This is a genomic window from Paenibacillus hamazuiensis (assembly GCF_023276405.1).
GTDB classification, from domain to species: domain Bacteria; phylum Bacillota; class Bacilli; order Paenibacillales; family NBRC-103111; genus Paenibacillus_AF; species Paenibacillus_AF hamazuiensis.
The window spans coordinates 4,843,566-4,864,522 of the sequence record NZ_JALRMO010000001.1 but is presented as its reverse complement, the minus strand read 5'-3'; the positions used below and the strand labels follow the sequence as shown (position 1 = coordinate 4,864,522).

14 protein-coding genes are annotated in these 20,957 nt (G+C 59.4%); 13 read left to right on the top strand and 1 reads right to left on the bottom strand.

Annotation, left to right across the window (positions count from 1 at the left end; genetic code table 11):
- Positions 1-116: 116 nt before the first annotated feature.
- Positions 117-1,220, bottom strand: coding sequence for a YheC/YheD family endospore coat-associated protein (locus tag MYS68_RS20915; RefSeq protein WP_248927706.1), 1,104 nt, complete (start codon positions 1,218-1,220; stop codon positions 117-119).
- Positions 1,221-1,492: 272 nt separating this feature from the next.
- On the opposite strand from MYS68_RS20915, the gene MYS68_RS20910 reads away from it, so the two are divergent.
- The 13 genes from MYS68_RS20910 (at position 1,493) to MYS68_RS20850 (ending at position 20,119) form a co-directional block, all read left to right on the top strand.
- On the top strand, positions 1,493-2,647 hold the full coding sequence (locus MYS68_RS20910) for a glycosyltransferase family 4 protein (RefSeq protein ID WP_248927705.1): 1,155 nt from the start codon (positions 1,493-1,495) through the stop codon (positions 2,645-2,647).
- Positions 2,648-2,716: 69 nt separating this feature from the next.
- Entirely contained in the window at positions 2,717-3,109 is a 393-nt protein-coding gene (locus MYS68_RS20905) for a hypothetical protein (RefSeq protein ID WP_248927704.1), read from the top strand.
- Positions 3,030-10,847: a WIAG-tail domain gene (locus MYS68_RS20900; RefSeq protein WP_248927703.1), complete on the top strand. Its 7,818-nt coding sequence runs from the start codon at positions 3,030-3,032 to the stop codon at positions 10,845-10,847. Before MYS68_RS20905 ends, MYS68_RS20900 begins: the two co-directional genes overlap by 80 nt.
- Positions 10,848-11,029: 182 nt before the next feature.
- Positions 11,030-11,752, top strand: coding sequence for a sugar phosphate nucleotidyltransferase (locus MYS68_RS20895; protein WP_248927702.1), 723 nt, complete (start codon positions 11,030-11,032; stop codon positions 11,750-11,752).
- On the top strand, positions 11,749-12,768 hold the full coding sequence (rfbB, locus tag MYS68_RS20890) for a dTDP-glucose 4,6-dehydratase (RefSeq protein ID WP_248927701.1): 1,020 nt from the start codon (positions 11,749-11,751) through the stop codon (positions 12,766-12,768). Before MYS68_RS20895 ends, rfbB begins: the two co-directional genes overlap by 4 nt.
- On the top strand, positions 12,765-13,652 hold the full coding sequence (rfbD, locus tag MYS68_RS20885) for a dTDP-4-dehydrorhamnose reductase (RefSeq protein ID WP_248927700.1): 888 nt from the start codon (positions 12,765-12,767) through the stop codon (positions 13,650-13,652). Before rfbB ends, rfbD begins: the two co-directional genes overlap by 4 nt.
- Positions 13,645-14,100, top strand: a complete 456-nt coding sequence (locus MYS68_RS20880) for a dTDP-4-dehydrorhamnose 3,5-epimerase family protein (protein WP_248927699.1) — start codon at positions 13,645-13,647, stop codon at positions 14,098-14,100. The genes rfbD and MYS68_RS20880 overlap by 8 nt, the downstream gene beginning before the upstream one ends.
- A gap of 33 nt (positions 14,101-14,133) precedes the next feature.
- The gene (locus MYS68_RS20875) at positions 14,134-15,165 is read left to right on the top strand and encodes a mannose-1-phosphate guanylyltransferase (RefSeq protein WP_248927698.1); all 1,032 of its coding nucleotides are present in this window, start codon (positions 14,134-14,136) and stop codon (positions 15,163-15,165) included.
- A gap of 16 nt (positions 15,166-15,181) precedes the next feature.
- On the top strand, positions 15,182-16,135 hold the full coding sequence (locus MYS68_RS20870; RefSeq protein WP_248927697.1) for a GDP-mannose 4,6-dehydratase: 954 nt from the start codon (positions 15,182-15,184) through the stop codon (positions 16,133-16,135).
- 23 nt (positions 16,136-16,158) lie between these two features.
- Positions 16,159-17,142: a hypothetical protein gene (locus tag MYS68_RS20865; RefSeq protein ID WP_248927696.1), complete on the top strand. Its 984-nt coding sequence runs from the start codon at positions 16,159-16,161 to the stop codon at positions 17,140-17,142.
- A 40-nt stretch (positions 17,143-17,182) separates the two neighbouring features.
- The gene (locus tag MYS68_RS20860) at positions 17,183-18,154 is read left to right on the top strand and encodes a hypothetical protein (protein ID WP_248927695.1); all 972 of its coding nucleotides are present in this window, start codon (positions 17,183-17,185) and stop codon (positions 18,152-18,154) included.
- Positions 18,155-18,176: 22 nt separating this feature from the next.
- Positions 18,177-19,151 carry a hypothetical protein gene (locus tag MYS68_RS20855; protein WP_248927694.1) on the top strand — a complete coding sequence of 325 codons (975 nt, stop codon included), beginning with the start codon at positions 18,177-18,179 and terminating at the stop codon, positions 19,149-19,151.
- A gap of 32 nt (positions 19,152-19,183) precedes the next feature.
- Positions 19,184-20,119: an NAD-dependent epimerase/dehydratase family protein gene (locus tag MYS68_RS20850; RefSeq protein ID WP_248927693.1), complete on the top strand. Its 936-nt coding sequence runs from the start codon at positions 19,184-19,186 to the stop codon at positions 20,117-20,119.
- Positions 20,120-20,957 lie beyond the last annotated feature (838 nt).

The following is a 20,957-nucleotide window of genomic DNA, read 5'->3' as shown; positions in this document are numbered from 1 at the left end:
GAGCGGAGTCGCGATTACAAGCGGAGCGGAATGGAGCAGCCCAAAAAACCGTTTCCTGCGGCATGGAAGGCATGACCTGCCCTTTAAACCGGAAGAAACGGTTGGGGGATTTGCGGTTACATCGGAGGCGTGTCTCCGGAGTCCAGCAAATATTTGGCATAAGCGATCGGGTTGAAGTAGGTGGATCGCCATTCCTCCATCATGCCGGCTTTGCGAAAGCTGTAACGCTGGTCTTTTCCGTTGCATTCTACAAACAAGGGAAATCCGGACGTCGTGATGCCTATATCGAGCCCGAGGTCGGCGAGATGGGGAAGCTGGCTGCTAAGGCGCCGCGCGACGCTGAGCGAGAAGTCCGCGACCCCCCGCATCACTTCCGGGACGGACAGGTGCGGGTATTCCTCCTGCAAAATATGCTCCAGCCGGTAAACGGAGCCGCCCTTTGCAACGTTCGTCAAAAACACGGCTTTGCCGGCGACTTTCGCCACAATGCCGGTGACCTGCCACTCTCCGCCCGCTCCGCGCTGCACGGAAACGCGCATGTCAAACGGCCGGCCCCGATACGTGGCGAGCGGCAGGCATTGCTGGACGATATATTTCATGCCGGCCAGGCGGCGCAGCAGAAGGCGGGGCAGCGCGTTTCGGAATCGGATGTTCCGCCATTTATTGTTTTGAACGCTTAAAGTTACCGGGTAGGTGAGCTGCCACCCGCCGGGGCAGCGCTCCAGCTTCATGACGCCGCGGCCGATGCTGCTGCGGTCCGGCTTGATAATGATTTGATCGTACATTTTCATCATGGCGGCGATGTTCTCCCGCGTTGCGGGAAATGTTCCCGGAAGGTGGGGCCGCAGCGCCGGATCCATCATTAACGTTTCATGGACGTGGAGCTTGCCGAAACGGTTCCAGCGGTTGAATATCCGCAGTCCGCTTCGTTCCCAGGCCTCCAGCTCGCGAAACTCCTTGTCGGAAGGATAGATGGCACGGTTATGAATGACAGCCGGGACCGGGATTTTTTTGGCCACGTAACGACCGTTTTCATTGATATATGCCGTAACGCACTTTTGCTCCGGGTTGTAGTCCCGCATGCGGAAAAAGGCGGGAGTCAGCCCATACCGTTTGCCCGCATCGTGATAATAATGGATCGCCTCGTGCCTTGTCTTCCCCGATGGAATACGGCTGTACATCTTATCGCCTACCATAATTCCCACGTAGGGAGAATCCATGGAATCCGCTCCTTTCCTTGAATTTCGTTTTGTCTAAGGCAGGTTCCGTACAGCATATGCCGAGCCGTCGTCATCCGTATGGACAGGTGTGCCAGGGCATTCGACACCATCTTAACGGCAAATGCGAAAGATCCTGGGCAGGTGCCTCGGGAAACCGGAGAACGCCGAAAGGCCGCGCTCCAAGCCGCTTGCCCAAACGACCGGAAGCCCACCCGATATAAGATCGGGCTGAATACACTTACAGTAACAATGGTTCAGGGGGGCGTAAGTTTGTGAGGAAGGTGCCGTATGTCGCTATCGTAACGCCGGGAACATTTGCCATTCCATCGGGAAAGAGCAGCTCCGTCGAGCTGGTGGTGGAAAATGTTGCGAAGCGGGTCAGCGGCGAAACCAAATTGTTCGTCTTCGGCAAAAAAACGAAGCGGCTTCCTTCGCGCGAAATCAGAGACGGCGTCGTTTATATTCGTCCGCAGGTACGGAAAAAGGGCGGATATATTTACAGGGTGAACCGCGAGCTCAAGCTGCTGCAGCCCGACGTGATCCAGGTCGAAAACCGCCCGCGGTTCGTCCTTTTTTTGCGCAAGCGCCACCCGCGCACCCCGATTTGGCTGTCGCTGCACTCGCTTAATTTTGTCTCCCGTCCCTATATAAGCCGGGTTCAACTGAAGCGATGCTGCGAAGCGGCCGACCTCATAATCGTGAACAGCGAATATTTGCGCGAGCGAATAACGAGGCTCGTTCCCGGAATTCGTTCCAAGGTACGGATCAATCACCTCGGCGTCGATCTCGAACGTTTCAAGTCAAGATGGGAAGATGAGGGCCGGCGGCTGCGGCAGCAGATGATGACCGGTCAGGGGCTGGAAGGAAGGAAAATCATATTATACGTGGGCCGGTGGATTGAGCAAAAAGGGATCCACCGGCTGCTGGAGGCGATGCCGGACATCGTCCGGGAAGTGCCGGAGGCGATGCTGATCATTATCGGCGGCGCATCTTACGGCTCGAACCGGATCACGCCTTACGTGCGCGAGCTGTACCGGCTCGCGCGAAAAGTGCCGAAGCATGTTCGCTTCGTCGATTTTGTTCCCCACGACCGGATCGAAGATTGGTATCGGATTGCCGACGTGCAGGTCGTTCCTTCGCTGAGCAAGGAAGCGTTTGGGCTTGTAAATGTGGAGGCGATGGCCACCGGCGTGCCGGTCATCGGCACGAACGTAGGGGGCGTCGGCGAGGTGATCGTGCATGGGGTAACGGGTTTTTTGCTGGAGCCGGATCATCTCGGAGAACATTTGCCGAAGGCGGCCGTCACGCTGCTGAAGCATGACGAGTTGCGTCGCTGTATGGCCGAGCAGTGCCTCAGGCATGTACGGGAGCATTTTACATGGGAGCATACGGCGGCTCGTTGGCTGGACATGATCCGGGAGCGCTAGCCTTGGGTAGCTGCACATTTTTTCCGTACCGGACAGACTGCGTTGTGACTTTGGGATAGGTATTCGCATATGTTACAACAGACCAGTCTGACGGAAGGGGAATTATATGAAAAAACATCGAGGCAAGGGGCAACCCGGCAGCAAAGCCGCTTACCGGCGGGCCAACGCCAATTTGAACGAGTTGCAATGGCTGGACGCCGATTCACTGTCTTCAGCTTCATCATCAGCTTCATCCGCTTTATCGATTTCATCGCCTGCAAAAAATGCACCGGCCCTACCACCTGCAGCGCCCACACCACCCGTATCGACCTCGCCGCCCGCAGTATTCAAGCCGGCGCCAGGCAGCACAGATCAACCTTCAACTTCAACTGCGAGGCAGGCTTTGTCCGTTCCTCCCCAGGCGCCGCCGGCATCCGGCGGACCGAAAACACCGGCCAAAGCACCTTTATCCGAAGCGCATGACGCTAAATCGAATGCAAAAATCAGCAAACTTTCGGTCAAGCCCGAGCAGCCCGACGCTTCCCGCGGCACGGAGGAAAACGACAAGGAACACCCGGCGCCTCTTCCTGAGGCGGCAAAAACGGACGTTGTTCCGCCACCGCTTTTGCTGCTCTCGGAGCGCAGACAGCCGGCACGCTCCGCCCAGTTTATTTATACCGACGACATCCGCGACGAGGCGGTGACGGGCAGCAAGCTGGCCGCTCATTCCATAGACGGCACCAAGATCAAGCCGGGCAGCCTGGATGCGGAGGCGCTTGCCGATTACGCCATAGGGCCCGACAAGCTGGCGGACCACGCGGTGACGCAGCAGAAAATCGCTCCTTATTCCGTTGTGGAAGCGCATATTGCCGACGGGGCGGTTTCCGCCGGCAAAATTCAGGACCGCTCGCTTTCCGGCGACAAGCTGATGGATAACAGCATTACTTCCGCAAAGCTGGCTGACAAGACGATCAGCTCGATCAAAATCGCCGACGGTTCCATTCAAATGAAACATCTGGCCGATCAATCGATCGTCGGCAGCAAGCTGGCGGACCGCTCCGTGACTGCGGACAAAATTCAGGTCGGCGCGGTAACCGCGGATTGTTTGGCCAACGAATCCGTCGACACCGCCAAGCTGGCCGAAGGCGCCGTCACGACGGACAAAGTGCGCGACCAAGCGATCACGGCCGAGAAGCTGGCCGAATCATCGGTGAGCACGCAGCATTTGGCGCCCTCCTCGGTGACGGGAGACAAACTGGCGCCGGAGTCGGTAGGTCCGCAGCATATCGGGTATCGGGCCGTCGATTATTCGCATTTGGTGCGCGGATCGGTGCTGGGAGATATTATCGGGCACAGTCAGATCGGCAGCGAACATGTAAAACCGCAATCGATTGCGGGCGAGCATTTGCGGAAAAAGGCGGTTACTTCCGATAAGCTGGAAGACGCCTCCGTGCTGTCGCAGCATTTGCGCGAAGGGGCCGTGGAAGACAGGCATCTCCGCGACGGCGCCGTCACGGCGCGACATCTTTCCGAGCAATCGGTGACCGGCACCCATCTGGCGAAAGGCTCGGTATCCAACGTACATTTGATGGAAGCTTCCGTTACGGAAGGAAAGCTGGCTGACAGGTCTGTCGCGGAAAACAAGCTGCAAAAAGGCGCGGTAACCGCTGATAAGCTGGCCAAAGCGGCCGTGACTGCCGACAAGCTGGCGCCGTCTGCCGTTCGGCCTGCGCATTTGGCTGAAAAAGCGGTCGAGGAGAAGCACCTGCAGGACGGTTCCGTGACGAGTCGGCAGCTCGCGCAGGGAGCTGTGACCGGCGATAAGCTGGCGCCGGAATCGGTCTCCGGCGGCCATCTGGCCGAAGGCGCCGTCACCGGAGAAAAGCTGGCGCACGGTGCGGTGACACTGGATCATATCGAGCCCGATGTCGTGCGATGCATCGTGGAAACGAGTGCGCACCTCAGCAGGCTGAAGGAGGCTTCCGTCGGCGAAGAGCATCTGAAGGACGGCGCGGTAACGGGGAGCAAAATTGTGGATGGGGCGATCGCCGGCCCGCATCTTGCGGCAGGCAGTATCGGCTCCGAGCATATCCGGGAGGCGAGCATCACGGAGGCCATGCTGCAGGAAAACGCCGTGACGGGAAGGCAGCTCGCGCCGGAAAGCGTGCAGTCCGGGCATATCGGGACCTGGGCGATTACAGGCGACAAAATCAAGGCGGAATCGATTGACGGACTGCATGTGGCGCGGGAGACGTTATCCGGCTACCATCTGATTCCCGGAACGATTGAAGCGACCCATCTGGATCCGTATTTGATCGAAAAGATTGCCTACAGCATCGAGCACCGCAACCTGCGGCAGCACCGAATAACCGAGCAGTTCCTCGAAGACGCTGCCGTTACCGGAACGAAGCTGGCGGACGGCAGCGTGAGCGGGGCGAAGCTGCAGGAGGGTGTGGTGACGCCGGAGCATTTGGCGGAAGGGGCTGTGACGGAGACGGCACTGGCGGCGGGTGCGGTAACGACGGAGAAGCTGGCTGACGGCAGCGTCGACGGCTTCAAGCTGCAGTCCGGTTCCGTGTCGGCCGAACATGTGCGAGCCGGAGTGATCGGCACGGCGCACTTGGCACCGGGCTCGGTGGCAGCGGCGCAGCTCGCAGACGGTTCGGTGGCGTCCGATCATTTGATGATCGGCGCGGTGACGGAGGCGGCGCTGGCGTCCGGAGCCGTAACGGAAGAGAAGCTGGCGGATGACAGCGTGAGCGGGCGGAAGCTGCAGGCCGGAGCGATTACGCCTGGGCATGTACAGGAAGGAGCGATCGGCAGCGCACATTTGGCGAACGGATCGGTAATGACGGAGAAGCTGGCCCCCGGTGCGGTAACTGCCGAAAAGCTGGCCCCCGGCTCCGTCCATACCGACAGGCTGGCGGATGAAAGCGTGAGCGGGCGCAAAATCCAGCCGGATGCAGTCGGACGAAGCCATATTCAGAACGGCGCCGTGACGGAAGAGAAGCTTGCCGGCAGCGCGGTGACGGAAGCGGTTTTGGCGTTCGGCTCGGTAACGGAGCCGAAGCTGGCGGACGGCAGTGTCAGCGGAACGAAGCTGGCGCCGGGCTCGGTATCGGCGCGGCACATAACGGCTGACGCGGTGACGGAGACGGCGCTGGTGCCCGGCTCGGTGACGGAGCCGAAGCTGGCGGACGGCAGCGTAAGCGGAACGAAGCTGGCGCCGGGTTCGGTGTCGGCGCAGCACATGACTGCTGACGCGGTGACGGAGATAGCACTGGCGTCAGGTTCGGTAACGGAGCCGAAACTGGCGGACGGCAGCGTAAGCGGAGCGAAGCTGGCGCCGGGCTCGGTATCGGCGCAGCACATGACCGCCGACACGGTGACGGAGACGGCATTGGCCGCCGGATCGGTGACGGAGTCGAAGCTGGCGGACGGCAGCGTAAGCGGGGTGAAGCTGGCGCTGGGCTCGGTGTCGGCGCAGCACATGACCGCTAACGCGGTGACGGAGACGGCTTTGGCGGACGGCTCGGTAACGAAGGAGAAGTTGGCGGACGACAGCGTCGACGGCTTCAAGCTGCGGTCCGGTTCCGTGTCGGCCGAACATGTGCGAGCCGGAGTGATCGGTACGGCGCATTTGGCTCTGGGCGCGGTGACGGCCGCGCAGCTCGCGGACGGTTCGGTGGCGTCGGATCATTTGATGATCGGCGCGGTGACGGAGGTGGCGCTGGCGTCCGGGTCGGTGACGGAAGAGAAGCTGGCGGACAACAGCGTGAGCGGGCAGAAGCTGCAGGCCGGAGCTATTGCGCCCGGGCATGTGCAGGAGGAAGCGATCGGCAGCGCGCATTTGGCGTCCGGTTCGATAACGACGGAGAAGTTGGCACCCGGCGCGGTAACGGCAGAGAAGCTGGCTCCCGGTGCGGTCCATACCGACAGGCTGGCGGACGAAAGCGTGAGCGGGCGCAAAATCCAGCCGGACGCAGTCGGACGAAGCCACATCCAAAGCGGCGCCGTGACGATGGAGAAGCTTGCCGGCAGTTCGGTGACGGAGGCGGCGCTGGCGTCCGGATCGGTAACGGAGCCGAAGTTGGCGGATGGCAGCGTGAGCGGAGCGAAGCTGGCGTCGAGCTCGGTGTCGGCACAACATTTGAAGGCGGATGCCGTGACGGAGGCGGCATTGGTCTCTGGGTCAGTGACGGAGTCGAAGCTGGCGAACGGCAGCGTGAGCGGAGCGAAGCTGGCGCCGGGCTCGGTATCGGCGCAGCATATAACGGCGGACGCCGTGACGGAGCTGGCGCTGGCGTCCGGCTCGGTGACGGAGCGGAAGCTGGCTGACGGCAGCGTGAGCGGAGCGAAGCTGGCGCCGGGCTCGGTATCGGCGCAGCATATAACGGCGGACTCGGTGACGGAGGCGGCACTGGCGTCCGGCTCGGTGACGGGGCCGAAGCTGGCTGACGGCAGCGTAAGCGGAGCAAAGCTGGCGCCGGGTTCGGTGTCGCCGAAGCACTTGGCGGAAGGCTCGGTGACGGGGCAGGCGCTTGCGGCCGGAGCGGTGACGACGGAAAAGCTGGCTGACGGCAGCGTCGACGGTTTCAAGCTGCAGTCCGGTTCCGTGTCGGCCGAACATGTGCGTGCCGGAGTGATCGGCACGTCGCATTTGGCCCCGGGAGCGGTGGCAGCGGCACAGCTCGCAGACGGCTCGGTGGCGTCGGATCATTTGATGATCGGGTCGGTGACGGAGGCGGCGCTGGCGTCCGGGTCTGTGACGGAAGAGAAGTTGGCCGATGACAGCGTGAGCGGACGAAAGCTTCAGGCCGGAGCGATTGCGCCCGGGCACGTGCAGGAGGAAGCGATTGGCAGCGCACATTTGGCGTCCGGCTCGGTAACGACGGAGAAGCTGGCCCCTGGTGCGATAACTGCCGAAAAGCTGGCCCCCGGCTCGGTCCATACCGACAGGTTGGCGGACGAAAGCGTGAGCTGGCGCAAAATCCAACCGGACGCAGTAGGGCGAAACCAAATTCAAAACGGTTCGGTGACGGAGGAGAAGCTCGCCGGCAGCGCCGTGACGGAGGCGGCGCTGGCATCCGGCTCGGTGACGGAGCCGAAGCTGGCGGATGGAAGCGTGAGCGGAGCGAAGCTTGCACCGAACTCGGTATCGGCGCAGCACATAACGGTGAATGCCGTGACGGAGGCGGCGCTGTCTGCCGGATCGATAACGGAGCGGAAGCTGGCGGACGGCAGCGTGAGCGGAGCAAAGCTGGCGCCGGGCTCGGTATCGGCGCAGCATATAACGGCGGACGCGGTGACGGAGGCGGCGCTGTCTGCCGGTTCGGTAACGGAGCGGAAGCTGGCGGACGGCAGCGTAAGCGGAGCGAAGCTGGCGCCGGACTCGGTATCGGCGCAGCATATAACGGCGGACGCGGTGACGGAACTGGCGCTGGCGGCCGGCTCGGTGACGGAGGCGAAGCTGGCGGACGGCAGTGTAAGCGAAGCGAAGCTGGCGCCGGGCTCGGTATTGGCGCAGCATATAACGGCTGGCGCCGTGACGGAGGCGGCGCTGGCGCCCGGGTCGGTGACGGAGGAGAAGCTGGCGGATGGCAGCGTAAGCGAAGCGAAGCTGACGCCGGGCTCGGTATCGGCGCTGCACGTTCAGGCCGGGGCGATCGGCACCGGGCATCTGGCCCCGCGGTCCGTCACGGCCGCAGGGTTGGCCGGCGCCTCGGTGACTGCGGAGAAGCTGGCCGCGGAAGCGGTAACCGAAGCAGCGCTGGCTGCGGAAGCGGTGACGGAGGCGAAGCTGGCCGACGGCAGCGTCAGCCGATCGAAGCTGCAGCCGGCTTCGATAACGGCTGAACATGTGCAGCCCGGAGTGATCGGCACGATTCATCTGGCGCCGGGCTCGGTGACGAAGGATAAGCTGGCCGAAGGGGCGATTACCGGTGAGAAACTAGGCGAGGATACGATAAAAAGCGTCAACTTGGTACGCGGTGCGGTCACCGCGGAGAAGCTGGCCGACGGCGCCGTCGTCACCGCGAAGCTGGCCCCCGGTGCGGTAACCGGCGAAAAGCTCGCGCCCGGTGCGATTGTGACCGATAAGCTGGCCGATGAAAGCGTAAGCGGCCGCAAAATCCAACCTGCTGCGATCGGAAACGCCCACATTCAATACGGTTCGCTGACCGGCGAGAAGCTCGCCGACGGATCCGTTACCAGCGACAAGCTGAATGCTAGCGCCGTAACGGAATCGAAGCTTGCGGACGGTGCGGTCACCGCGGAGAAGCTGGCGCCGGGTTCGGTCTCTGCGCAGCACATGACGGCGGACGCTGTGACGGAGACGACGCTGGCGGCAGGGGCCGTAACGGAATCGAAGCTTGCGGACGGTGCGGTCACCGCGGAGAAGCTGGCGGCGGGTTCGGTGTCCGCGCAGCACATGACGGCGGATGCCGTGACGGAGACGACGCTGGCGGCAGGAGCCGTAACGGAATCGAAGCTTGCGGACGGTGCGGTCACCGCGGAGAAGCTGGCGGCGGGTTCGGTGTCTGCGCAGCACATGACGGCGGACGCGGTGACGGAGACGACGCTGGCGGCAGGAGCCGTAACGGAATCGAAGCTTGCGGACGCTGCGGTCACCGCAGAGAAGCTGGCGGCGGGTTCGGTGTCCGCGCAGCACATGACGGCGGACGCTGTGACGGAGACGACGCTGGCGGCAGGAGCCGTAACGGAATCGAAGCTGGCGGGCGGTGCGGTCACCGCGGAGAAGTTGGCGCCGGGCTCGGTGTCCGCGCAGCACATGACGGCGGACGCGGTGACGGAGACGACGCTGGCGGCAGGGTCGGTGACGGAGTCGAAGCTGGCGGCGGGTGCGGTTACCGCGGAAAAGCTGGCGCCGGGCTCGGTGTCTGCGCAGCACATGACGGCAGATGCCGTGACGGAGACGACGCTGGCAGCAGGGGCCGTAACGGAGTCGAAGCTTGCGGACGGTGCGGTCACCGCGGAGAAGCTGGCGCCGGGCTCGGTGTCCGCGCAGCACATGACGGCGGACGCGGTGACGGAGACGACGCTGGCGGCAGGGTCGGTGACGGAGTCGAAGCTGGCGGCGGGTGCGGTTACCGCGGAGAAGCTGGCGCCGGGTTCGGTGTCTGCGCAGCATATGACGGCGGACGCCGTGACGGAGACGACGCTGGCGGCAGGAGCCGTAACGGAATCGAAGCTTGCGGACGGTGCGGTCACCGCGGAAAAGCTGGCGGCGGGCTCGGTGTCTGCGCAGCATATGACGGCGGACGCCGTGACGGAGACGACTCTGGCGGCAGGAGCCGTAACCGAAGAGAAACTGGCGGACGCTGCGGTCACCGCTGGGAAGCTGGCGAAAAATGCAGTAACGGAGGCGGCCATTGCCCCATGGTCGGTGACGGAGTCGAAGCTGGCGGACGGCAGCGTGAGCGGTTCGAAGCTGCAGATCGGAACGGTTGCGGCCGCGCATGTGCGGCCCGGAGCGATCGTCGCCTCCCACCTGGCACCGGGTTCGGTTACAAGGGATAAGCTCGCCGAAGGGGCGATCGGTGGGGAAAAGCTCGGCGAAGCTTCAATTACCGGGGCGCATCTTGTACAAGGCGCGGTGACAGAGGAGAAGCTGGCCGACGAAGCTGTCGGCACGACGAAGCTGGCCGCCGGCGCGGTGACCGGCACGAAGCTGGCGCCCGCTGCCGTCCGGACCGATCATTTGGCGGACGGCAGCGTGAGCGGCCAGAGCATCCAGCCCGGCGCGGTCGGCAGCGGCCATCTCCAAACCGGTTCGGTGAACGCGCGGCATTTGGAAGAAGGTGCCGTTATCGCCAGCCGCATCGCGGACGGGGCCGTTACCTCGGAGAAGCTGGCGGCCCAGGCGGTGCGGGAGGAGCATATTGCCGACGGTTCGATCGGAACGGGCAAACTTGCCTTTCGCCCGGTGCAGGTCGCGAAAGACCGCATTTTGCAGCAGTTCGGGCTGTATCCGTTTTTGTTCAAAATCGAGGATGAAAGCGGAGAAGTGGTCATTCCGTTCGACGAACCGTTTGCAGACATTGATTATGTGGTTACCGCCTCGACGAATCATCCGGCATGTTACGCCGCCATCAAGCAGAAAACGCCGGAGGCTGTAACCTTGACCATCGTCCGCACGAAATTTTCCCCTGAGCTGCATGCGATCGTCAACTGGATCGCCATCGGCTCCCGCAGATCATAACCCGAGCAACCCGGCGCGGCTTCGCGCCGGGTTTTTGCAGTTGCCGCTGCCTCCGGGAATGAAGACAAGAGCCAATTTTTCGCCTTATGCGGTAAGCGTCCATAAGCTTTTGTCGGTGAGGGCATATCCTTTAAATATGGTGAAAAATATGCCAACCATCTACAGAAAGGGGCATCCGCCAGATGAAAGGTGTGATTTTGGCCGGCGGGTTGGGCACTCGCTTGCAGCCGATGACCCGTTTTCTGAACAAGCATCTTCTTCCTGTCGGTCCTAACCCGATGATACATTATGCGCTGTCCAAATTGGCCGAATCGGGGATCGACGATATTTTGCTCGTTTGCGGGAAGAAGTCCGCAGGATTATTCATCGACTACATCGGCAGCGGACGCGAGTGGGATGTCCGCGTGTCGTTTACAGTGCAGGAAGAGGCGGGAGGAATTGCGCACGCTCTTGCACTTGCGGAAGGCTTCGTTCAGCCGGACGAAAAGTTCATAGTGCTGCTCGGCGACAATTTGTTTGAAGACTCGCTTGCCGATGAATTCGCACGGTTCAGGCAGCGGCCTGAGAAAGCCCACGTGTTTCTGAAAGAAGTGGACGATCCGCGCCGGTTCGGCGTTCCGGTGCTGGACGGAACACGCATCGTACGGATCGAGGAGAAGCCGGAGCAACCGCAATCCTCCTACTGCGTAACGGGGATCTACATGTACGATGCGGACGTTTTTGACGTCATCCGTTCCATCCGGCCTTCGGCGCGGGGCGAGCTGGAAATTACCGATGTAAACAACGCTTACGCCGCCAGCGGCATGCTGTCGTACAGCATCCTCCGCGGCTGGTGGCTCGATGCGGGCACCCACCATTCGTTATGGGAAGCATCCCGGCGAATGGCAAAGGGGGAGATGGAATGAGGCGTATGCTGGTCACCGGCGGAATGGGCTTTATCGGCAGCAACTTCGTGCGTTATTGGCGGGAACGCCATCCGGAGGACACGGTTGTGAATTACGACCTGCTGACCTATGCAGGCAACAGGAACAACGTCGCCGATCTGGAGGAAGGACCACGTTATCGGTTCGTCCGGGGAGATATCGCGGACGCCCGGCAGGTGGGTCAGGTGCTGGCGGAGGAACGGATCGATACGGTCGTGCATTTTGCCGCCGAATCCCATGTCGACCGCAGCATTGCCGAGCCGCAAAGCTTTGTCGGGACCAACGTGCTCGGGACGCAAATTTTGCTGGAGGCGGCCCGCAGGCATGGCGTTGCCCGTTTCGTGCACATTTCCACCGACGAGGTGTACGGCACGCTCGGTCCGGAGGGGTTGTTTTCGGAATCGACGCCGCTTGCTCCGAACAGCCCTTATTCAGCGAGCAAGGCCGGGGCCGATCTGCTGGCTCGGGCGTACTTCGAAACGTACCGCTTTCCCGTCATGATCACGCGCTGCTCGAACAACTACGGTCCCTATCAGTTTCCGGAAAAGCTCATTCCGACGGTTATCACCCGGGCGCTCCGGGATCAGCCGGTTCCCGTGTACGGCGACGGCCTGAACGTGCGGGACTGGCTGCACGTGCACGACCACATCACCGCTGTCGAGCGGGTGATCGAAGCGGGTATTCCCGGCGAGGTATACAATATCGGCGGCAGCAACGAAAGAACGAACCTGCAGATCGTTCACCGCATCCTGCAGGAGCTCGGCAAACCGTTCTCGCTGATCGAATTTGTCCCCGACCGGCTTGGCCACGACCGCCGTTACGCGATCGATTCGGCCAAAATCCGCTCGCAGCTCGGCTGGAACCCGCTTTATACGTTTGAAGAGGGCATTGTCCAAACCGTGAATTGGTATGTCAGCCACGCGGAGTGGTGGCAGAGCATATTGGATGGAACTTATCGCCGTATCGATCAGGCCGGGAGGGGAGGACAATCCGGATGAAAATTGCCATTACCGGAGCGGGCGGACAGCTGGGCAAAGACCTGGTGCGCACGCTTGCTCCAGGGCATGAAATCTTCGCTTTCACGCGGGCCGAGCTGAATGTGGCAAACGAGCGCGCAGTGAGCGAGACCTTTGCGAAGGTAAAGCCCGATGTCATTATCCATGCGGCCGCCTATACCCAGGTGGATCGGGCGGAACGGGAGCCGGAAGCCGTGTACACCGTCAATTCGTTCGGTTCCCGCAATGTCGCGCTTGCCGCGAAACATACGGGAGCGAAGCTGGTTTATATCAGCACGGACTACGTATTCGACGGGAAAAAGGAAGGCGCCTACAAGGAATCGGACTGGACGAATCCGCTTAGCGTGTACGGCAGCTCCAAGCTGCACGGAGAGAAATTCACTGAGCTGATTTGCGACCGTTACTACATCGTGCGGACCTCGTGGCTTTACGGCAAATACGGGGACAATTTCGTCACGAAGGTGGTCTCCCTTGCCGAGAAGCAGCAAGTGCTGGCGATGGTGTGCGACCAGTTCGGCTCGCCGACGTATACGCTGGACCTTGCCGAATTTATCTCCGCGCTCATCGAGACGGACCGCTACGGGGTTTACCATGCCTCCAACCGGGGCGTCTGCTCCAGGTACGAGTTCGCGCAGCATATTTTGAAGGCAGCCGGGCTTACGAATGTCGTTCTGAAGCCTGTTAGTTCGGACTCCTTCCCCGCTTCGGCCATCCGTCCCGTCAATTCGGCCCTGGATGACGAAGCGATTCGGGTGAACAACCTCCCGCCGCTTCGCGAATGGGTACCGGCACTTTACGATTTTATCCGCAATGATCTGAACTACGCAGGCGTCCGCAAGGAAAAGGAGGGAATGAACGATGATTGAAGGCGTCAAGAAAAAAAACTTGATCAAACATTGCGATGACCGTGGGTATTTCATGGAGCTGCTGCGCGAAGACGACGAGATGTTCGGGCATTTCGGCCAGGCTTCGCTGTCAATGAGCTATCCGGGGGTCATCAAGGCGTTCCATTACCATGAACATCAGGACGACATCTGGTTTTTCCCAAGCGGCAATGCCCAAGTGGTGCTTCATGACCTGCGGACCGATTCGCCGACGCACGGGCAAACGGATGTGTATTACATGGGAGAAAACAATGCGTATTTGCTGCTGATACCGCGGGGGGTCGCGCACGGCTACCGGGTGCTCGGTTCCGGCCCGGCGACCATTCTTTATTTTACAAACCAGGTCTATAACCCTTCGCAGCCCGACGAATACCGGATATCCTACAACGATCCGTCCATCGGCTTTGACTGGCAAACCCGGTTCCGGTAAAAGTTGCCTGAACTTTAATTGAGGTGAAGCTCTATGAAGGTGGTTATTTTGGCTGGAGGAAAAGGTACCCGGTTTTGGCCGAGAAGCACGGAGCGCAGGCCCAAGCAGTTCCTGTCGCTCACCTCGGATACGGAGACGCTGCTGCAGCAAACATACCGCCGCTTTCTTCCGTTTTTAGGCAGCGAAGGGATCTTTGTGGCGACAAGCAAGGAGTATATGGAGCTCGTGCTGGAGCAGCTTCCGGGACTCGAAGCCGAGAAGCTGATTGTAGAACCCGAGGCGCGCGATACGGGTCCATGTATGGCGCTGATCGCACGCCATTTTTTGAAATTGGGCGTCGGCGACGTGCTCGCCACCGTGCCTTCCGATCAATTTGTCCCGCAGGCTTCCGAGCTGATGGACGCCTTGCGGGAAGCGGAGAAAACGGCGCGTTTTCAAGGCGCTATCGTTACCCTGGGCGTAGTGCCGACCCGTCCGGAAACCGGCTTCGGTTATATCGAAGCGGAGAAGGCGGATCCGCATTCCGCGCAAGGAGGGATCCGGCGGGTGACCGCTTTTATCGAAAAGCCCGATGCCGCGCGAGCCGACGAGCTGTGCCGGATGCCGAATGTGTATTGGAACAGCGGCATCTATTGCTGGACCGCCTCGACTATCGCGGCTCAGCTGCAGGAGCATCAGCCGGCTATGTGGCAGATCCTTGGGGCGGGCGATGAGGAACTGCCGGCAATTTACGCCGCCCTGCCGAAAATATCGGCGGATTACGCCATAGCGGAGAAGGCCGGGTCGATTTATACGATTCCGATTCGATTCGCGTGGGACGATGTGGGGACATGGACGTCCATGGAAAGAATTTTTACGCCGGATGAGGACGGCAACATCGTTCAAGGAGCGGCGGACCGGACTGAGCTGGCCGGCGTGAAGGGCTGCATCGTCTACACGGAAAGCAAGCGGACCGTATTGGTCGGGGTCAAGGATCTGATTGTCGTCGAAACTGCGGAAGGCTTGCTCATCTGCCATAAATCGCAGGAATCTCACCTGAAGCCGATGCTCGCGAAAACCAAGTAAAGGGAGGTTTTGGTATATGAAAGCATTGATCACCGGGATTTCCGGTTTTGTGGGCAGCCATTTGGCCGAATTTTTGCTAAGCCGTCAGGTGGATGTGGTCGGCACCATTCGTCAGCGAAGCCGCATGAATCATATCTCCCATCTGCAGGGCCGCATTCGTCTGGTGGAATGCGAGCTAAGGGACCCGTTTTCGGTCGAATCGTTGATCGGCGCAGAAAAACCGGACCTTATTTTCCATCTGGCGGCGCAAAGCTTTGTTCCCACTTCGTGGAATTCGCCAATCGATACGATTCATAACAATGTCGCAGGACAATTGAATATTTTCGAAGCGGTTCGGCGTTACGGGGTTTCCTGCAAAATCCAGATCGCCTGCTCCAGCGAGGAATACGGCCATGTCGAGCCGCACGAGGTGCCGATCAAGGAGACGAATCCTTTACGTCCGCTCAGCCCGTACGGGGTCAGCAAATGCGCGCAGGATTTTCTGGCTTACCAATACCATAAAAGCTACGGGCTTCATATCGTGACCACCCGTACGTTCAACCATACGGGGCCGCGCCGGGGCGAAAATTTCGTGACCTCGAACTTCGCCAAACAAATCGCCGAAATCGAAGCGGGCAAGAAACCGCCGGTTCTCTACGTCGGGAATCTCGATGCCAAAAGAGACTTTACCGATGTGCGGGATGTGGTGAAAGCCTACTGGATGGCGCTGGAAAAAGGCGTCGCCGGCGAGGTATACAACATCGCGTCGGGCCGCTGCTGCACGATTCGCGAGATGCTGGAACAGCTGCTCGGTCTCAGCTCCGTTCAAATCGAAATCAAGGAAGATCCCGCGCGTCTTCGTCCTTCCGATGTGGAAATTTTGCTTGGCGATTATACCAAGTTTCATAACCAGACCGGCTGGAAGCCGGAAATCCCGTTCTCCCAAACGCTTAAAGACCTGCTTGATTATTGGAGAGCGCAGATGGTTTAAATTTCCGAGGAAGGTGAACGACATTGCTGATAAGCACGATAACGAGCGGAGCGGATCTGCCTAAAGCGATTTTGATGGCTGAGTCCGTCAAACGTCATATGCGGGACGCCCGTGTCGTCGTCTGTCTGGCGGAGGAGGAGCTTCCCCGGACGGATGCCGTCCCGTACGCAGACAATCTTGTTCTGGCCAAGCATCTGGGGGACCCCGATTTTTACCAGCATATATTCAAATTTACCCAAGCACAATGCGCCTCGGCGCTTAAAGGGCAGCTGCTCCGGTTTCTGCTGGACACCTTTCCGGAGGAACGACATTTTGTTTACGTGGACGCCACCATGTATATCACCGGCCCGTTTGACGAACTTGCCGCGTTGCTGCAAAACCGCCATATCGTCTTATGCCCGCATTTGCTCGAGCCGGTCGGCCCCGATGCCGCTTCCGAAATCGGGGCGCTCAGGGACGGAACGTTCTGCGGCGGGCTTATCGCCTTCAAACGGTCGGCCGAAGGGCAGCGGTTCGCGAACTGGTGGACCGATATGATCGCAAGCAGCTATGAGGATCCGCTCGGCTGCCTCTTTCTGGATCAGAAATGGCTTAATTTCGTCCCGGCTTGTTTCGACGCGGCCGTACTGAGACATTCCGGTTATAACGTGGCCTTTTGGAACATTCATGAGAGCGGGAGGAGGCTGGTCCGGACCGGGGCCGGCTATGAGGCGGGCGGCTTGCCTCTGAGATGCATCAATTTTGTAAATCTGATGGGGCTTCTTGATCAAACTTTGGAGGTCGCCTTGCCGGACCGGGCGGACCCCGTCTACGAATTGAGGGCGTGGTATGCCGCTCAGCTTGCGGAAATGGAGAGAACGGTACCCGCAGATTCTTCGTGGAGCTACGATTTTTATTGGAACGGGGAGCCTATCTCCGATACGGCGAGGGCAAAGTACAGAGCGGTTCCGGCGGTGAAGCGGAGATATTTGAACCCGTTCACCGTTTCGAACCGATTTTTCGGATAGTCTCTTATTCGCATTATTTGCAGAAAAGGAGTGTACGGCTGTGATCGTGTGCACGGTAACCTGCGCCGACAACCTGCATGAAGCGGCCGTTATGGCCAAATCCGTCAAGCGGCATATGAACGGGAGCAAGGTCATCGTTTGCCTCGCCGAAAAGACGATGCATCCCGCCGCTTTGACCATCCGGCATTTTGATCAAGTCGTGCTGGCGGCAAGTCTCGGTATCCCCAATTTCCCCCATTATTTGTTCAAATACGTTTTGTTTGAAGGCGTCACCTCCATGAAGCCGCATTTGCTGAAATATTTGATGAGCTGTTACCCGAACGAACGGCAATTTCTGTATTTGGACTCAGATATGAAAATGTTCCGCTTCCCCGAGGAGCTGGCGGGCGCCATGGAACGGAGCAGCATCGTGCTCGTACCCCAGCAAATCGAAGCGGAGTCTCTATGGGAGGAGCATCTGTTTAACGGGTCGTTGAATTCCGGGCTGCTGGGGGTGACCCGATCGGAGGAAGCGAGCCGGTTTATCGGATGGTGGGCGGAAAGGACGTACCATTACGGTTTCTTCGACGACCAATTTTTTGCCGACCAAAAATGGCTCGATCTGGCCGCAGCCTTTTTCGATGTGCACGTATTCAAGCATCCCGGATACAATGTGGCTTTTTGGAATCTCCACGAAAAAGCGAGGAGGGGGCTGCATGTGGCCGGCGGCGAGCTGCATCTGACGGATAAACCGCTGTGCATTTTCCATTATTCGCATTATGAGAGCTTTCTTCCGAACTGCTTCGTCAAATTGGGGATTGATCCCCAAGGAGCGAGGGCGATTATGGATTCGTATGGCCGGGAATTGGCTGAAACGGGAATTCAGGACATTGCCCTGACCCACTGGAGCTACGATTTCTTCGACAGCGGGGAGCCGATTTTGTCCGAAAGCCGGGTGAAATTTAAAAACAACCCCGCTTTCAGGATAGCTATGCCTAACCCGTATGCTGCTTCCAACAGCGCTTTCGGATGATTTTTGAAAAAGGAGCAGTGACATGATTGTCTGTACCGTTACCTCCGCCGCCAATTTGATCAAAGCTCAAATCATGGCAAGATCGGTGAAAGAGCATCATCCGGATGCCAAGGTTGTCGTTTGCCTTGTAGAGGAGCGGCTTCATTCCGCCGCTATCTGCCCTTTCATCGACGAAATTGTGCTCGCCAGACAAACAGGCGTTCCGGACTTTTACCGGCGCATGTTCAAATATAACGTCAACGAGGGCACAACCTCGATGAAACCGGATTTGCTGAGGTACGCCATGAAGCGGTATGCGGACGAACGCGATTTTGTTTATCTGGATTCCGACATGAAGGTATACGCCCCGCTAACCGATCTGCTGAATGCTCTGCGGAGGCATTCCCTTGTATTGACCCCTCATCTCGTCAGCACCCAGCTGAACGATACCGTTTATCTTCAGGTCGGCATTTATAATACCGGGATCGTCGCTATGACCCGCTCGGAGGAAACGGTCCGTTTTCTGGGCTGGTGGGCACAGCGGTTGTACCGGTACAGCTACTACGACGACCTTTTTTTCGCGGATCAAAAATGGCTCGATCTTGCGCCCGGATTTTTCGACGTCCATGTGTTCGGACACCCCGGTTACAACATGGCTTATTGGAATTTGCACGAAACCGCCAGATCGCTTCGGAGGCTGCCGGACGGCCGGTACGTTTTGGCCGGCGGTCCGCTGGCCGTTTTCCATTTTTCCCATGCGGAGACCGACCTGCAGCAATATATGGCCGCATTTTTCCCGGATCGGGGGAGCGCTATTTACTCGCTCGTGGACAGCTATTTGGAGGAGTTCACGCGAGCCGGAGGCAGGGTCTTGTCCATGACCCCGTGGAGCTACGACTTCTTCTCGAGCGGCGAACCGATCCTCACGCAAGTCCGCAAAAAATATGCGATAGATCCCGAGTTGGCTGGCCTGTATCCGAATCCGTTTACAGCCTCCAACGCCGCATTGAACCCATGACAACGGAGAACATTTGAAGTGGAGGGAACGTTATGCGATTCATTGTCACGGGAGCAACCGGCTATATCGGCAGCTACCTGTGTCGCTTTTTGAAAGCCCGGGGGCATGAGGTTATCGTGTTTTCCAGGGCGCTGCCCGAAGCGTTCGTGAAAAGTCTGCAGCCGGAAGGGTTCATCGAATGCGATGTGACGTCGGAGAAGCTGACGCAGCTCAAAGCTTCGGCGGATATGATCATCCATCTGGCATCGGCCAACGAGGTCGTATCGCGAAACGTCCGGGCGGGCATCGAAATTTCCGCCTTTGGGACGAAGCAGCTGCTTGACTTTGCCGTCCGTAACGGCATCGCGCGTTTCATGTTTTTCTCGACGCTGCAGGTATACGGTCTCGAACCGGTGGGCACCGTCAGCGAAACGACGCCGGTTCGCCCGGAGAACGATTATGCGCTGAATCATCTTTTTGCCGAGCAGTATGTTGCCATGTATGCGAGGAAGGGGCTGCTGCAAGGGGCGGTCATCCGTCCTGCCAATGTGTACGGCCGCTTTTTCTCCCCGACCGTCAGCCGCTGGACGATGGTTCCGGCATGCTTCTGCAAGGAAGCGCTGGAGTCGCGAACGATCACGATTCGCTCTTCCGGCAAGCAGCACCGCAGCTTTATCAGTATGGAAAATATCGCGAGGTCTTGCGAAGCGATAATCGGCCGGTTTCCGGACGAATACGGGATTTACAATGCCGGATCGGAGCATACGCTCTCCATTTTGGATGTCGCGCACAAGGTGCAGCGCATTTATCATGAGCTTTACACAGGGGACGCCGAGCTCATCGTCGCGGGCGACGCGCCGCAGAAGCCGAACCGCTTCTCGGTATCCACCGCCAAGCTGGCGGCCTGCGGTTATGTGCCGGACGAAAGCTTTACGCTGGAGGACGCGATTCGTTGGCTGTTCGAATATTTGCAAAGCAACGGACATTAATCCGTTGCTTTTTTACGGTTCGCACGCACGTCTCACCCGGCCTCGCGCCGAACGGGCCAGGAACTGTTATCCCGTAATAGAAGTAGCTCATCGATTTAGCGGAACCCACGTTCGCTATTCTCGGGTGAATGGGCATGTCTGAAAAAATAGAGGAACTGAGATGCGCTAAATCGGCTGAAAATGGCGTGTGTATCGGGTAAACGGACAAATAGCGCACCTGAGTTCCTTTAATTTCCACAAATATCCGAAATTGCCCCGATTAGCGAACAATAGTTCCGCTATGATCCCGCCTCCCCTGGCAGTTAACATGAATTTGACGTTTGCTCAGATCCGTAACCCGCCAAAACCGACGTACAGCCCCAAACAAGCGATTCGCGCCGAACTGTAAGCGGCGCCATCCGTTTACACCCCGAACTTGCGGTCTAAAAAACCGAACCATCGCCCCTCGGGCCGTTCACAACCGTAGAGCGTGTCCGGCATCATTTCGGCGACAGCCGAAACGTGCCGGACAAACGCGGGATAGAGGCACGTACCCCCTCACTCAGCATCGCGCCGATCGTGCAGCGTGTCAGGGCATAGGCTTTTTTACCCGAAGGTGAAAAGCCATGCCCTGACAAACGCGAACTAGAAGCGAGCATTCCCTCAAACAGGGCGGGTCCAGGGCGCTTGGGGCGCCTGGGGTCCCCCCGTTGGGGGGATTTAGGGGGGAGGCCACTTTAGGGGGGCTCCAGAGGGAGGACAAACGCCAATTTTTCGCAGGGTAGGTATTGAACTACGAAGCGGATGCGGCAAATGCATACTTATAAGGGGACGGGGCATTTCACCCTATGGAGCGCGC

Bases quoted from the DNA above. Each gene is read 5' to 3' on its own strand.
- MYS68_RS20850 (WP_248927693.1), top strand. From the start codon at position 19,184: ATGCGATTCATTGTCACGGGAGCAACCGGCTATATCGGCAGCTACCTG.
- MYS68_RS20875 (WP_248927698.1), top strand. From the start codon at position 14,134: ATGAAGGTGGTTATTTTGGCTGGAGGAAAAGGTACCCGGTTTTGGCCG.
- MYS68_RS20855 (WP_248927694.1), top strand. From the start codon at position 18,177: ATGATTGTCTGTACCGTTACCTCCGCCGCCAATTTGATCAAAGCTCAA.
- MYS68_RS20870 (WP_248927697.1), top strand. From the start codon at position 15,182: ATGAAAGCATTGATCACCGGGATTTCCGGTTTTGTGGGCAGCCATTTG.
- MYS68_RS20905 (WP_248927704.1), top strand. From the start codon at position 2,717: ATGTTACAACAGACCAGTCTGACGGAAGGGGAATTATATGAAAAAACA.
- rfbB (WP_248927701.1), top strand. From the start codon at position 11,749: ATGAGGCGTATGCTGGTCACCGGCGGAATGGGCTTTATCGGCAGCAAC.
- rfbD (WP_248927700.1), top strand. From the start codon at position 12,765: ATGAAAATTGCCATTACCGGAGCGGGCGGACAGCTGGGCAAAGACCTG.
- MYS68_RS20880 (WP_248927699.1), top strand. From the start codon at position 13,645: ATGATTGAAGGCGTCAAGAAAAAAAACTTGATCAAACATTGCGATGAC.
- MYS68_RS20895 (WP_248927702.1), top strand. From the start codon at position 11,030: ATGAAAGGTGTGATTTTGGCCGGCGGGTTGGGCACTCGCTTGCAGCCG.
- MYS68_RS20915 (WP_248927706.1), bottom strand. From the start codon at position 1,220: ATGGATTCTCCCTACGTGGGAATTATGGTAGGCGATAAGATGTACAGC.